The sequence below is a fragment of the Pseudomonas capsici genome (genome assembly GCF_017165765.1).
Taxonomy (GTDB): Bacteria; Pseudomonadota; Gammaproteobacteria; order Pseudomonadales; family Pseudomonadaceae; genus Aquipseudomonas; species Aquipseudomonas capsici.
In genome coordinates this window covers 49,537-63,739 of sequence record NZ_JAFGZD010000015.1, presented here as the reverse complement: position 1 = coordinate 63,739, position 14,203 = coordinate 49,537, and the positions used below count along the sequence as shown (strand labels likewise).

Sequence of the window (14,203 nt, the reverse complement as noted above, 5' to 3'; positions counted from 1 at the left end):
TTCCATTGGTTCAAGACTTCTGCCAGGCACCAGAATCAACCCGGGCCAGGGCTTTGAACGCAGGTTTGGCGAACCAGTAGCCCTGCATCAGGAAAATTCCGCAGTCAGCGAGAAAGTCCCGTTCTTCGGCATGTTCGATGCCTTCGGCAATTACTGTAACGCCCAACTCCGCACACATTGTGACAACACCACGAACGATAGCCTGACGGGCCCGATCGCGGTGGACATTGCGAATCAAATCCATGTCGAGTTTTATCAGATCGGGCTGGAAGTTCGCCAGAAGCGTCAGCCCGGCATGGCCGGCACCGAAATCGTCGATGGCGGTCATGAAACCGAATTCGCGATATTCGCGCAAAATATTGCTCAAATGACCATCATTATTTACATGCTCGGTTTCCAGCGTTTCGAATATGAGGCGATCAAGCGGGAACTTGTGCTGACGGGCGGCTTCCAGGGTGCTGCGGATGCAAAGCTCGGGACGATACACGGCATTGGGCATGAAGTTGATTGACAGCCGTTCGGCCATTCCCAACTGGGCGGCACCTGCAATGGCCTTGGTGCGGCAGCCCTGGTCGAAGCGATAGCGGTTGCTGTCCGTGACCTTATCGAGGACCGAATAGGCACCTTCACCGTTGGGACCTCTGACCAGCGCCTCATGGGCGAATATCGACTGGTCGCGCAGATCCACGATCGGCTGGTAGGCGAACTCGAACGAGAAATCCAGTTCCGGGCTGCCGGTGCAGCCCTCACAGCCCTTTTTACGTGCGGTCAATGAAGCCGGAAAATCTGTCATGTCGCACTTCCTTGTTCAGGTGGGGAAAAATTCGCTCTGACCGGCTTTGACAGGCAAGGATTGATTGCTTCATGTTCGACAGGGCTCAGGGAGTGTACGTAGACCGGTGACGGCATGCAGTCACTTTCTATACTGAACCCGGTAGTTCTGACTGTTTCACGAGTGAGGAATTCACATGGCGAAAAAGACCGAGGAAGACGATGACAAGGTGCGTCTGGACAAATGGCTGTGGGCGGCGCGTTTCTTCAAGACCCGGGCGCTGGCCAAGGCGGCTATAGAAAGCGGCAAGGTGCACTGCCGTGGCGAGCGTTGCAAGCCGGGCAAGGAGCCTCATATCGGTGACGAGATTCTGGTGCGCACAGGTTTCGATGAGCGCACAGTGGTGGTCGAAGCGTTGTCCATCGTGCGGCGTGGCGCGCCCGAGGCGCAAACCCTTTATCGCGAAACGCCCGACAGCATCGCAAGGCGCGAGCAGGCAGCCGCACAACGCAAGGCGGGCAACCTGAGCGTGACCACCGACGGGCGACCGACCAAGAAGCAGCGTCGCCAGCTTTTCGAGTTTCACGGCAGCAATCACGGCGACTGAAACTGTGCGCCAGTAATCAGCACGAATCGCCATTCGGCTTGGAAGAGTGCCCCGCAGCCCATAAAATGCCCTGCAACCTTATGGCAGAGTGCATCCATGGATGCCCGACACTGCCATCAATTGTCATTCCTTCAGATACCTTCTTCTTATGCATGATTTACCGGACATCGACTTCACCCAGCGTTTCATCTTTGACGAAAGCGACGTTCGTGGAGAGCTGGTCGCGCTGGAGCGCAGCTACGCCGAAGTGCTTGCCAAACACCCCTACCCGGAGCCGGTCGCACAACTGCTCGGCGAACTGATGGCCGCCGCGGCCTTGCTGGTGGGTACACTGAAATTCGAAGGCCTGCTGATTCTGCAGGCGCGCTCCAACGGCGCAGTGCCGCTGCTGATGGTCGAGTGCTCCAGCGAGCGTGAATTGCGCGGCATTGCCCGTTATGACGAATCCCTGATCGTTCCGGGTGCCGGTCTGCAAGACCTGATGCCCGAAGGTTCGTTGACCCTGACCGTGGACCCGAACAAGGGCAAGCGCTATCAGGGCATCGTGGCTCTGGATGGGGTCGATCTTTCGGAAAGCCTCTCCAGCTACTTCGTGATGTCCGAGCAGCTTGGCACCCGCTTCTGGCTCAAGGCCGACGGGCATCGCGCCCGTGGTCTATTGTTGCAACAGCTCCCTGTGGCGCAGATCACCGACCCCGAAGAGCGCGACGCCAGCTGGGAACATGTCATCACCCTGGCCAACACCCTTTCGGCCGAAGAACTGCTGGGCCTGGACAACCAGACCATCCTGCATCGCCTGTATCACGAAGACCCGGTTCGCCTGTTCGATATCCAGCCGATCTGCTTCCGCTGCAGTTGCTCGCGCGAGCGCTCGGCCAATGCGCTGGTCAGCCTGGGTCTGGAGGACGCACAGCAACTGGTTCAGGAACATGCCGGCACGATCGAGATCGACTGCCAGTTCTGCAATGAGCGCTATTTGTTCGATGCCGCTGACGTCGCCCAGCTGTTTGCTGGCGGTGGTGTCGATTCTCCATCTGACACGCGCCACTAATCGCTGGCGAAACTGTCTCAGAACATCGTGTGGGCGGTTGTAATGCTGTTCTGACAGGAGGGTCCTACCATTTTTGGGCTTTTCTGGCATAATCCCGCCCACTTTTCCGCTGTAGTAGTGGTTGTTTTTTTACTACAAAACCGTTTGAAGCACTCGGCCACTGGCCGACGGGGACCCTGATGACGCAAGCAAACAACGCTGTGTACACCGATCTGAGCATCGACGAACTGGTCAAGGAAGCCCTTGCCCGTGGTGAAGGCGAGCTTTCCGACACCGGCGCACTGGTTGTGCAAACAGGCCATCGCACTGGCCGCTCGCCAGCCGATCGTTTCATCGTTGAAGAGCCGAGCACTCAGGACGCAATCGCCTGGGGCGCGATCAACCGCAAGTTCCCGGCTGACAAATTCGATGCTCTGTGGGACCGCGTTGCGGCTTACCTGAGCGAGCGCGAGCGTTTCGTTTCCCACGTCCATGTAGGTTCCGATCCTGCGCACTACCTGCCAGTCAAGATGACCACCGAGACTGCATGGCACAACCTGTTTGGCCGTTGCCTGTTCATCAACCCTGAGCAGTACAACCCTGCCGGCAAAGACGAGTGGCAGATCCAGAACGCTCCATGGTTCGTCTGCGAACCAGAGCGCGACGGCACCAACTCCGACGGCACCGTCATCATCAACTTCGCAGCCAAGAAAGTGCTGATCGCTGGCATGCGCTACGCCGGCGAAATGAAGAAAGCCCTGTTCTCGGTCCAGAACTTCCTGCTGCCAGCAGCTGACGTTCTGCCGATGCACTGCGCGGCCAACATGGGCGAAGAGGGCGACGTGACCCTGTTCTTCGGTCTGTCCGGTACTGGCAAGACCACCCTGTCCGCCGACGAAAGCCGTTACCTGATCGGTGACGACGAACACGGCTGGGGCGTGGGCGTTGTGTTCAACATCGAAGGCGGTTGCTATGCCAAGTGCATCGACCTGTCCGAGAAGAACGAGCCTGTCATCTGGAAAGCCATCCAGCACGGCGCCGTACTGGAAAACGTCGTTCTGGACCCGGTTACCAAGAAAGCCGACTACGCCGACGACAGCCTGACCCAGAACAGCCGCGCGGCCTACCCGCGTGAACTGATCGAAAAACGCGCACCGCTGAACCTGGGCGGCGAGCCAAACGCCGTGATCTTCCTGACCTGCGACCTGACCGGCGTACTGCCGCCTGTGTCGATCCTCAGCGAAGAACAGGCTGCCTACCACTTCCTGTCGGGTTACACCGCACTGGTCGGTTCCACCGAAATGGGTTCGGGTGCCGGCATCAAGTCCACCTTCTCGACCTGCTTTGGCGCACCGTTCTTCCCGCGTCCGGCTGGCGAATACGCAGAGCTGCTGATCAAGCGCATCCGCGGCTTCGGCTCCAAGGTCTACCTGGTCAACACCGGCTGGACCGGCGGCGGCTACGGCGTCGGCAAACGCTTCAACATCCCGACCACTCGTGGCGTGATTGCAGCCATCCAGAGCGGCGCGCTGATCGGTGCAGAAACCGAGCACCTGGACACCATCAACCTCGACGTACCGAAGTCGGTACCGGGCGTTGAAACCGGTCTGCTGAACCCACGCAACACCTGGGCTGACAAAGCTGCTTACGACGAAGCAGCCAAAGGCCTGGCTGGTCTGTTCATCGAGAACTTCAAGAAGTTCGATGTGAGCGACGCTATCAAGGCTGCCGGTCCGAAGTTGTAATTCGGGTTAGCTGCACAAAGAACCGCCCTTCGGGGCGGTTTTTTATTTTGGGGCTGCGGCGTTGAAGTGATTGTGGGAGGGAGCTTGCTCGCGATGAGACAATCAAGGTATCCACAGCCCCTCAACCGAATAGGAGTGGCTATAGCCACAAAGCGATTTTTCGGGCGCTGACTTCAATGGCCCCGTCGCCAGCAAGCTGCCTCCCACGAGGTTGGCTCAAGAAATGTGACGATTCTGAAAGACCTATCCGTATCTTCTGAACGAAACTTCCCTGACAATCCAACCCGCTTGTGCCTGCCAGATCCGGGAACTAGGCTGCGTCCCGTCGCTGCAAAATCAGCGACACGGGTGTGAGAACCCGTCTGTTTGGGTAATGAGCAGTCAATTGTTCGTCGTCTTTCGGCGTGCTCTATGGCGGCTGTGTACGGGCAGACTTCGGTCTGGCCGGGTACCCTACACCGGTTTCTCACCCTGTACACAGCTGCCACCCTTTGTCGTGTGAGAACGACAAAAGCTGGCTCCCGTTCAGCGTAGGGAGAAAGACCATGTTAAAAGTTACCCCCGATCCACCCATCAAACTCGAAGAAACCCTTCTGCGGGTTTCCGATCTCTTGCGCAGTGCCTCGGCTGCGGCCTATGAAACCGGTGACCAGCTCAGCGGCCAGAAGCGTGATCTGGCATTTTCGGTGATCTATCTGGTGGAAATGGCGCATGCGTTGGTCGAGCGCTCGCTGGAAAAAATCGAGGTTGTGACCTGACCTGTTCGCTAATGAATTCGCTCCTGCAGCGGGCGTGCAGGAGCGGATTTATCCGCGAAACTGCAGATCCTGTCTCAGCGTCTCTACGCAGAAATCGACAAAAGTCCGCACCTTGGAGGCGCCACGGCGTCCTTGTGGATAAACCACATGCACCGGCTCCGGGGCGATCTCGAAAGCTTCCAGTACGTATTCGAGGTTGCCGTCATCCAGATATTCGTTGACCTGATAGGACGGCACCTGGGTCAATCCCCAATCCTGCTTTGCTGCTTGGATGGCGGCATTGAAGGAGCTCAGGTGCAGTCTTGATTCGACGTCGACCGAATACTCCTGGCCGTCGACCCGGAAGGGCCATTTGGGCGCTCGCTCGGAAGCGGAGGTGGAAATGGTCGAGTGCAGGCGCAGGTCGTCCGGGTGGCGCGGAGAGCCATGTTCGGCCAGATAGGCTGGCGATGCGCAGACCATGCGCCGCACGCTGCCGACGGGAATTGCCGTCAGCGATGAGTCGGGCAGGGTGCCGATGCGTACGGCGACATCGATCCCTTCGTCCAGGATCGAGACAACCCGATCCACCAGAATGGCGCGGGCTTCCACGGCCGGGTGCTGGCTGAGGAAGCGGGTCAGGACCGGTGTGACATGCAGTGCGCCAAACATCTGTGGTGCCGTCACTGTCAGCAGGCCGCTTGGCGTGGCATGGACACCGGCTGCGGTGCTTTCGGCTTCATGCAGGTCGGCAAGCAACCGGCGGCAGTCCATGGCAAAGCGTTGCCCGGCCTCTGTAAGCCGCAGGCTGCGCGTGGTGCGCACGACCAGCAGAATGCCCACCCGGCTTTCCAGTTGTGCGATTGCCCGCGTGACCGTCGCACTGGAAAGACCGAAATGGCGCGCCACACTGGCGAAGCTGGCCTGCTCGGCCACGGCGACGAAAAGGGTCATTTCCTGAATGCGATCCATATCTTTCCTGACGTTGGCGGTCGTGGCGGGTTATCCGCAAGCCTGTCTCGAAGCCTCGGACAGCATTGCAATAACCGCAAGAGTGAATTGACGGGCGTGGTGATTCTCGGCACAAGCCGCAATGCCTAGTATGAACCTCACTCCCTTCCTGTTCGAGATCTCACCATGAACCATTCCGATCCGCTGTCGGCAGCCACTGGCGATGCCGCATTCGAAGTCAGTCGGCGTAAAGTGCTGTTGGCCTCTGCCATCGGTGCCGCTTCTGCGCTGGTCGCGTCGTCAGCCAGCGCAACCAGTTCTTCCAGCAGCGCTTCGCTCGCCAGGGGCAAGGCGGTGCAGACGGACGATGCCTTGCGCGTCAGGTTCAACACGCAAAAGGTGGGGGATGTCGAGGTGTTCTACCGCGAGGCTGGCCACAAGGATGCGCCGGTGTTGCTGCTGTTGCACGGCTTCCCGACCTCCAGCCACATGTTCCGCGACCTGATGCCGTTGCTGGCCAGCCAGTACCGTCTGATCGCGCCCGACCTGCCGGGTTTTGGCAACACCAAGGCGCCGCCACGCGGGCAGTTCGATTACAGCTTTGAAAATCTCTACAAGGTGATCGAAGGTTTTACCGAGGCGCTGAAGCTGGATAAATACAGCCTTTACGTCTTCGACTACGGTGCCCCTACAGGCTTGCGTCTGGCTGTTGCCAACCCGCAAAAGGTCACGGCCATCATCAGTCAGAATGGCAATGCCTACCTGGAAGGTTTCAGTGACCAATGGGGGCCCTGGCAAGCCTACTGGCGTGAACCGACTGCGGCCAACCGCGAAGCCTGCCGAGCCTCGTTGTCGCCGGAAACGATTCGTGACTGGCAATACGGCACGGGGGCCGATCCGAAGAAACTGTCGCCTGACGGGTACAACCTGGACATCTTTTACATGGCCCGACCGGGCGCAGAAGAAATCCAGCTCGACCTGATTCTCGACTACCGCAGCAACGTGGCGGCTTATCCCGCGTTCCAGCAGTATTTCCGTGAATACCAACCGCCACTGCTGGCGGTCTGGGGCAAGCATGATCCGGCCTTCATCCCGCCGGGTGCCGAGGCGTATCGCAAGGATATTCCGGCTGCCGAGGTGCATTTTCTGGATGCCGGGCACTTCGCGCTGGAAACCCATGCGCCTGAGGTTGCCGGGTACATTGGCGATTTTCTTGGGCGAAAGCTGAAACGTTGAGAGTTCAGGTAATGCAGGTTCGCGGATGGAATCCCCATTGAGGAGGCTTGTCCGCGACGGGGCAAGACGGTGGCCTCAGCCGAGCGGGTTGAACCCTTCACCTGCGCTGCAATAACGCTGTTGCGCAGCCTTGCTCGAACTGGCGCGGCTTCTGTCCCACTGCCTGCTCCAGCTTTTGCATTGCTCTCTGAAATACACCTTTGCGCCTTTTCGGCATTCGCGGTATTCGATCGAGCCCTTGGGCCAGTTGGTGCATACGCTGCTGCCGTCGATGCGGTTGTCGGTGATGCTCCACACTGCCCGGTAGGTGCGTTTCCGGTCCCATTGGTTCACGGTCGCCCATTCAACGCTTTCCACGCTTTCGTCCCCTGGCTGTAGCTTTTGCTGGTCGGCCTTGTATTGCGCCATGAACCTGTCGGACACCATGCCCTGTACCTCATGGTTCTGGGTCGCCTTGGGGAACTGGCCGAAGCGGCAGGTTACAACGGCTTCATCTATGACATTATCCGGGCCAATGCAATCGGCCAGCGGCCTGGGGCGTTGGGAAACCTGATTGGAGGCGGGCAGGGTAGCGGGTTGCGTGATCTTGTGGATATGCGGTTGGGGAGAGGCGGAGTTGTTCGCAATCAGCGTGAAGACACCGCTGTAATACAGTACGCCATAGCCGCTCAGGCACATGAAGATCAGCAGAGCCAACAGGTTGCGGTAGAAATTCGAAGAGGTCGATGGGTGGCGTCGCACGTAATGCGTCGCGTCTTCCTCATCGGCACTGAAGTGCTCGTATGAGCTGCGTTTGTCTTGCATGGCATCCATTCACTGAGTTGCGCGTCCTGTGCGCTGAACCGAGAGCGTAAACGGGATAGATGCCGTTTGCCAGTGGTGGCGAAAGTCCATTGCATGAAAACAGGGACATGCAATGTGCTCGATTGCGTTATTGCCTGTTTATGCCTCTTTACTGCCCGACAGGCTGGCTGCAGTGTTCTTGCCGCTATTGAAGATATCCAGAGCCGAACTGTCGCCCGCTGTCAGATTGGCCACATAGTTACTTGGGTATTGTGCCTTCTCTATTGGCGGCAGATCGTTGTAATGCGCGAGCATTTCGACCAGTGTATTGGTGCTCTTGCCGGTTTCGTTGTATTCATCCACGTATTTCTTTGCCATTGCCTTGTTCCATACTTCCTCGCGGTCGTAGTTTTCGGAAAAAGCGGCACTTCGTTCGTTGATGGTGTAATCACCACTTTCGTCGTAGATGATTAATCTCAACTGGTCCTGGGACAAACTGGCGAAAGGGTTTGCGCCTGTACCATTTTTGAATTGGGTTGCCTGTCTGGCTCTTTCCAGCAGTTCGGGATCATCGGTATCCGGAACTTCGGCATCGTGAACCTTTCGATTCTCGTCGTATTCAGTACCTGCGATTTTATAAATGATGCTGGTGCCCAGTTTTCCCAGCTCTTTGCTGCTCAGTGTCGAGTCGCGAGATTCGGCGCGAGCGGCACTGTCATTCAACTGTTTGGCCAGGCTTGAAAGTGTGGCTGTGTCCGAGTTATCCGTTTTTGCAGACAGCTCTTTCGAGTCGACACTGACGGTGGCCACGGAAGCCGTTTTGGCAACGGTCTTGATCGTGTTGCTGGCAAGAAAAGCCGAGATGGAGTTGGTATCGATCATGGGTGCTTCCTCGCAGCGGTTGCCATGTCCATGGCGCTAGTCACACTGTATCGGCGTGACCGGTCCTGACTTTAGCTTTTCCGCAGAAGGCGTGCGCATCACGGGGGATGCGCACGCGCATGGCTTACTTCATGGTGAATTCGGCAGACCAGGCGTAGGTAGAGAAGTTGGTCACGCTCGAAGTGGCGGTACAGACAGCGCCGCCGCTAGGGGTTGCGGAACGGGTCCACTGCGGCACCTTGACGCCGCCAGCACCGAACGTGTTAACGAAGGTGGTGGAGAATACGCAGACTTTTGAGCCGATGGCGTAACGGACGACGGCGAAGTTTCCGTCTGGCGAAATGTTGCTTTGCACCACGTAGGTGTTGGATTCACCTGCTGGTACCACCGGTGCGATAGGGGTTTTGGCATTCAGCTTGGTCGAGGACTCGTTAGTGGAAACAACCTTGTATTCCGCCGCAGCCGTGCCCAGATTCTTGAATGTCACAGTAACCGGTGGACCCGCCTGTGCAGTTGCAGCGACAGCCATTGTGGCCAGTGCAAGGGAAGGCAACAGCAGTTTTGAAAGTTTCATAGCAGTAAAGCTCCTTGATGAAAAGTGTCAACTTCTTGTTGTTTTTTGCGTATGAAAAACAAAGCGATGGCCCGCTGTCATGCCGGGTTTTCATATTGTTTCAGGTATGGATTCAGAGGCGGGAGAAATGCGAGAGGTGCATCAGCGGGCAATGAAACATGCACTTTTCCCTGTGCCGATACTGATATGAATATTCAGTATCACTTTATCCATGGCGGAGTTTGTATCACGGTTAATACAAAAGCGGTAGCCAACAAAAAGCTTTTTCTGCAGAAATAAAATAATAAGAATTTTTTGTTGCATGGCTGTTGCGGCGCCCTCCGCTAGGCTCTGTACGAAATGTTTTCGAGCGAAGGTGAGGCAAGGCAAAAACAGGCGAGGAACGGTCGGAGTCGCGCCCGACTTTACTGCTGTAAATGAGCATTCCGATCGGACTCGCGCACGAGCCTGTTTTTAACGCAGCATCATCGAGCGCAGATACATTTCGTACAAAGCCTAGAGTGAAGGGCACCTGTTTTTCGATATCAGGTCACTGCATAGAACTTGCGTACATACACCGTGCTGGTCCATTTGCAGGGGGCGCCCTGAGCGACGAATACGGTATCGCCCGGCTTTACGCTCAGGGTCGGACCGTTGTCCAGTTGCAGGTCCACGCTACCCTCGATCAGGTGCATCAGTTCGTGGATCTTGTGCGGGCGTGCGAAGCGTTCGTAAGGGGTCGAGTCCCAGACGCCGATGCGCAGGGTACTGGCGGTATCTTCAAAGATGTTGTTGCTGCGACATTGCGGGGCCGTGCCGATCAGGATGCCGGCTTCCGGTGGCGACGATGGCGTGAGCGGGGCGTAGCGTTCGATCAGGGTGATGCCTGGTTTTTCCGGGCCACTGGCCTGGGTTGCGGCGCAAAAGGCCCAGATGCTGTGTGGCTGAGCCTCAATGTGCAGGTCGGTGCCGCGCCCGATCACGGCGCTTTCCCCGGGGCTGACGGTGATACGGGTTTCCCCCGAGCGCAAAGTGATTGCGCCACGGTGCACCACCAGCATTTCGGTGTAGGGGTAATTCTCCACACTCAAGCATGCATTGAGGTTTACCAGACCGGCAGCAATGCCCTGGTCATCGATAAAGGCGATGCGGCGCTGACTGGCGAACGGGTCGCCTGGGCTCAACGGGGCGGATGTGAATTCGGTGTCTACAGAGCTGTTGTCGGCGTGGGCCAGCAACAAGGCGGTCGGTTGTGACATGTGCGCTGAATCTCCGGAAGCTAGCCGATGGCCTGAGTGATAAGGGCAAATTGACGAACACCTTGTGACGGCTGCGGCACGGCACCCATGCTCATGCAGGTCACGCTGTCCACGCGCTTGAGGCCGGCTTCTTCTAGCCATTGCGGCAGACCGCTGTCCACCGGGATATCGATGCGTACAAAGGCGTAGGGCACCTTGGCCAGCAGTTGTTCGATGAGGTGTCTGGCCTGCTCGACGTTTTCGGCGATCAGCGGGCCGATGCACAGACCGCGACCAAAAGGCCGCATGATTGCGAAGGCTTGAATCTGGCCGTCACGCTCGATGCCCACGGCATGTTCCACATTGTTCAGCACATCGCCCAGTGTGACGGTGCGATCCAGGCCGCTGCCGGCATTGGCCAGTTCCAGCACGCGAGGCTTGTCTGCATCGTTCAACGGGCGGTAGTGTTCGCCTGCTTTCAATGCGGTCGCGGACGGTACTTGCGCCTGCCCCTGACGCTGCTCGACCTCGCCAAAACTGACAAAGCCCATCTTGGCGTACAGCGGCGCGCCAGCCAGCGTCGCGTTGAGGATGGCGGTGCGTGGCGCAACGCTGCCCACGGCCATTTCCATCAGCTTGCGACCCACGCCCTGGCCTTGATAGTCGTCGCTGACAATCACCAGCCCGATGGTGGAATAGTCGCCCTGGTGGCAGGCAAAGGCGCTGCCGATCAGCCTGCCGTCATGGATCGCCACAAAGCCCTGAGCGACACGTTGCAGCATGGCCCAGTCTTCCAGCCGATGCGGCCATTTCAGGTCAAGGGACAGGCTGTGGGCATGACCGACATCGTCGGCGGTCATGGGGCGATATTCATAGTCGATGCGTTGTTGAGCGAGCATGAGGTATCTCCATTGAAAGGGATGCACAAGCGATAAAAGTCTGCGGCAGGCTTGCTGTATCCCACCTGCAGGCAAGGGTGACAAGAGGGGCGCAAGCATTCGGCAGATTCAATAATCGCAGGCGCTCAAGACCGCAGTTACTTCTTAAACGGGGTAAAAGGTCGGCAGCAAATGCTTGCGGTTTTTTTCTAGCATGGAGACCTCGCTTGTCATTGGCTGGAGTCCTTCATGGATAGCTTCGATCCTCGTGTGATTGCTGTGCGCAGCGCTCATTTCATTGCCGGCCAATACCGCGATGCGCAATCGGGTATGGCGGTGTCCCGTCCTTCCGATGGCCAGGTCTATGCGGAGCTGCCGATTGCCGACGCCACGCTGGTGGATGAGGCCGTGAGCAATGCCTGGCAGGCGTTCAAGCGCAGCGACTGGGCCAGTCGTCCACCTCGCGAGCGTGCCCGGGTCATGCGCCGCTGGGCCGATCTGATCGAAGCCGATGGCGCAGTATTGGGGCCTCTGGAAGCGGTGGGTTCTACACGTCCGCACAAGGATGTATTGGCCTGGGACATTCCTTATGTGGCCGAAGGCATTCGTTTCTTCGCCGAGCTGGCGGACAAGCACGGCGGGGAAGTCGCAGCCACCCAGACGGATCGTCTGGGCATGCAGATTGCCGAACCCTACGGGGTGATCGCGGCCATCGCACCGTGGAATTTCCCGCTGAGCATGGCTTCATGGAAAGTCGCACCTGCTCTGGCAGCAGGCAATGCCGTGGTGCTCAAGCCTTCGGAACTGACACCGTTTTCGGCCTTGCGTTATGCCGAGCTGGCGGTGAAGGCCGGGATTCCTGCCGGCATCTTCAACGTGGTGCAGGGTGACGGCCGCACCACCGGCGATGGCTTGTGCCGGCATCCGCTGGTCTCGAAAGTGACCTTCACCGGATCGACGGCGACCGGCTCGAGCATCATGTCCACTTGCGCGCTGGTCGGCCCAAAGCCGGTGACACTGGAACTGGGCGGCAAAAGCCCGCAACTGGTGTTTGCGGATATTCCCGATATCGCCAGGACCGCCCGCACCGTAGCCATGGCCATTACCGGCAACGCCGGGCAGATCTGCGTGTCGGGTTCGCGACTGATTATCGAGCGCTCGATCATGGCGCCTTTCGTCGAGCATCTGCAGGCGTATTTCAAGGAGCTGCGCCCTGGCCCGACCTGGTCGCCAGACAGCACACTGACACCGATCATTTCTCGCCAGCAGGCCATGCGCATCGACAACATCGTGCAACGCTCCCGCGAGGCGGGTGCCGAGGTGTTGACCGGTGGCGGGCTGTTCGAGGGCATGGGCGGCGCCTATTACCAGCCCACTCTGCTGACCGGACTGGATAACCGCAACCCGGCGGTGTGTGAAGAAGTGTTCGGCCCGGTGCTGACCATTCAGGCTTTCGATGACGAAGAGCAGGCCTTGAGTCTGGCCGAGCATGACACCTATGGACTGGCAGCCGGGCTGCACACTGCGGATCTGAACCGTGCCCTGCGCCTGATTCGTCGCCTGGAAGCCGGGACGGTGTGGGTGAACCGTTATGGCCGCAGCAACGATTACATTCTGCCGACCGGCGGCTACAAGCGTTCCGGGATCGGCAAGGATCTGGGCAAGGAAGCGTTCGAGGCCAACCTGCGCTTCAAGAGTGTGCTGATCGATATCGCTGGCTGATCATTTCAGGGTTTGCAGAGCGGGCGCTTGCTGAAAGGGAAGCGCCCGTTTCTGTTTGGGTTTCTCGCCAATTCATTCGCGAACGCAGTTTCTGCGGCGCAAACCCCCGTGTTTGAGCGACAGCGCCCCGAAAAGGGTCATAAAAGCGCCTGAAACCGGGGTTTGCCCAAGGCTGGAGCGCCCCGCAAAGTCTGCTGAGCACGCACCTCAAAACGGTGCTTTCTATCAACCAGCCAGCGCTTTTAACGCCATCTGCTGATTTCACGGTGTTGTAATGAAGCTGTGCTTCAGCGTGCATCAACGATCGTTTCGACCGGGTTGATTGCGCGTCTTGCCATGACCTCAACGAACTTCAGGACCGCACAAAATGAGCTTTCTTCGACCAAAATTCATTACGTTCGATTGCTACGGCACCTTGACCAACTTCCACATGGGCACCATGACCCGCGAGCTGTTCGCCGACCGTGTACCTGTCGAGCAGATGGACCAGTTCGTGAAAGATTTTTCGGCCTATCGCCTGGATCAGGTCATGGGTGAGTGGATGCCGTATGACGAAATCCTGAAGGTCGCTCTGGCACGTACCTGCAAGCGCTGGAACGTTGAATACCGTGGCGAAGGCCAGCTCTATTACGACGCCGTCCCGACCTGGGGCCCGCATGCCGATGTGCCGGCCGGCCTGTCGAAAATTGCCGACAAGATCCCGTTGGTGATTTTCTCCAACGCCAGCGACAGCCAGATCATGTCCAACGTCGACAAGCTTGGCGCGCCTTTCTACAAGGTTTTCACCGCCGAACAGGCTCAGGTCTACAAACCGCGTCTGGCCGCTTTCGAATACATGCTCGACAACCTCGGCTGTGGCCCGGAAGACATCTTGCATGTGTCTTCGAGCTTCCGTTACGACCTGTTCTCGGCCCATGACATGAAGATAAGGAACAAGGCATTTGTGGCCCGAGGCCACGAACAGCCGGCCAACAGTTTCTATGAGTATCACCAGATCCCGGACATTGGCGGCCTGGCCGGACTGGTCGGTCTGTAAGAGCGGTGCTTTCCATCAAGCGACGAGGAGAAC

General features: G+C 58.1%; 14 protein-coding genes. 7 read left to right on the top strand and 7 right to left on the bottom strand.

Annotation, left to right across the window (positions count from 1 at the left end; translation table 11 throughout):
• Positions 1-10: 10 nt before the first annotated feature.
• A complete protein-coding gene (gene rimA / locus JSY17_RS18430) occupies positions 11-793 on the bottom strand; it encodes a S6 modification regulatory phosphodiesterase RimA (RefSeq protein ID WP_122370603.1) in 783 nt (260 codons plus the stop codon).
• Positions 794-968: 175 nt separating this feature from the next.
• Here rimA and JSY17_RS18425 point away from each other — a divergent pair, with 175 nt between their 5' ends.
• The 4 genes from JSY17_RS18425 to JSY17_RS18410 all read left to right on the top strand — a co-directional run bounded on the left by JSY17_RS18425 (position 969) and on the right by JSY17_RS18410 (position 4,912).
• Positions 969-1,379, top strand: a complete 411-nt coding sequence (locus JSY17_RS18425; RefSeq protein WP_117167482.1) for an RNA-binding S4 domain-containing protein — start codon at positions 969-971, stop codon at positions 1,377-1,379.
• Positions 1,380-1,527: 148 nt separating this feature from the next.
• Positions 1,528-2,430 carry an Hsp33 family molecular chaperone HslO gene (gene hslO, locus JSY17_RS18420; protein WP_117167483.1) on the top strand — a complete coding sequence of 301 codons (903 nt, stop codon included), beginning with the start codon at positions 1,528-1,530 and terminating at the stop codon, positions 2,428-2,430.
• A 179-nt stretch (positions 2,431-2,609) separates the two neighbouring features.
• Positions 2,610-4,154, top strand: a complete 1,545-nt coding sequence (locus JSY17_RS18415) for a phosphoenolpyruvate carboxykinase (protein WP_206402706.1) — start codon at positions 2,610-2,612, stop codon at positions 4,152-4,154.
• Between the two features lie 545 nt (positions 4,155-4,699).
• Complete coding sequence (locus tag JSY17_RS18410) at positions 4,700-4,912, top strand: DUF6124 family protein (protein WP_117183147.1); 213 nt, start codon at positions 4,700-4,702, stop codon at positions 4,910-4,912.
• Between the two features lie 48 nt (positions 4,913-4,960).
• Here the strand turns inward: JSY17_RS18410 and JSY17_RS18405 are convergent, their stop codons facing one another.
• A complete protein-coding gene (locus JSY17_RS18405) occupies positions 4,961-5,863 on the bottom strand; it encodes a LysR family transcriptional regulator (RefSeq protein WP_206402707.1) in 903 nt (300 codons plus the stop codon).
• Between the two features lie 165 nt (positions 5,864-6,028).
• Here JSY17_RS18405 and JSY17_RS18400 point away from each other — a divergent pair, with 165 nt between their 5' ends.
• Positions 6,029-7,078: an alpha/beta fold hydrolase gene (locus JSY17_RS18400; protein WP_232849535.1), complete on the top strand. Its 1,050-nt coding sequence runs from the start codon at positions 6,029-6,031 to the stop codon at positions 7,076-7,078.
• Between the two features lie 75 nt (positions 7,079-7,153).
• On the opposite strand, the gene JSY17_RS18395 is transcribed toward JSY17_RS18400, so the two are convergent.
• From JSY17_RS18395 to JSY17_RS18375, 5 genes are all read right to left on the bottom strand, one after another.
• Positions 7,154-7,756: a hypothetical protein gene (locus JSY17_RS18395; RefSeq protein WP_206402735.1), complete on the bottom strand. Its 603-nt coding sequence runs from the start codon at positions 7,754-7,756 to the stop codon at positions 7,154-7,156.
• A 264-nt stretch (positions 7,757-8,020) separates the two neighbouring features.
• The gene (locus JSY17_RS18390) at positions 8,021-8,743 is read right to left on the bottom strand and encodes a hypothetical protein (RefSeq protein ID WP_117183150.1); all 723 of its coding nucleotides are present in this window, start codon (positions 8,741-8,743) and stop codon (positions 8,021-8,023) included.
• Between the two features lie 124 nt (positions 8,744-8,867).
• Positions 8,868-9,317, bottom strand: a complete 450-nt coding sequence (locus tag JSY17_RS18385; protein ID WP_117183151.1) for a hypothetical protein — start codon at positions 9,315-9,317, stop codon at positions 8,868-8,870.
• 524 nt (positions 9,318-9,841) lie between these two features.
• Positions 9,842-10,555, bottom strand: a complete 714-nt coding sequence (locus tag JSY17_RS18380) for a cupin domain-containing protein (RefSeq protein WP_206402708.1) — start codon at positions 10,553-10,555, stop codon at positions 9,842-9,844.
• Positions 10,556-10,575: 20 nt separating this feature from the next.
• Positions 10,576-11,433, bottom strand: coding sequence for a GNAT family N-acetyltransferase (locus JSY17_RS18375; protein ID WP_206402709.1), 858 nt, complete (start codon positions 11,431-11,433; stop codon positions 10,576-10,578).
• 228 nt (positions 11,434-11,661) lie between these two features.
• Between JSY17_RS18375 and JSY17_RS18370 the strand changes: the two genes are divergently transcribed.
• Together JSY17_RS18370 and JSY17_RS18365 are read left to right on the top strand one after the other, a co-directional pair.
• Positions 11,662-13,134, top strand: a complete 1,473-nt coding sequence (locus JSY17_RS18370) for an aldehyde dehydrogenase family protein (protein ID WP_117167494.1) — start codon at positions 11,662-11,664, stop codon at positions 13,132-13,134.
• 367 nt (positions 13,135-13,501) lie between these two features.
• The gene (locus JSY17_RS18365; RefSeq protein WP_117167495.1) at positions 13,502-14,170 is read left to right on the top strand and encodes a haloacid dehalogenase type II; all 669 of its coding nucleotides are present in this window, start codon (positions 13,502-13,504) and stop codon (positions 14,168-14,170) included.
• Positions 14,171-14,203: the final 33 nt, after the last annotated feature.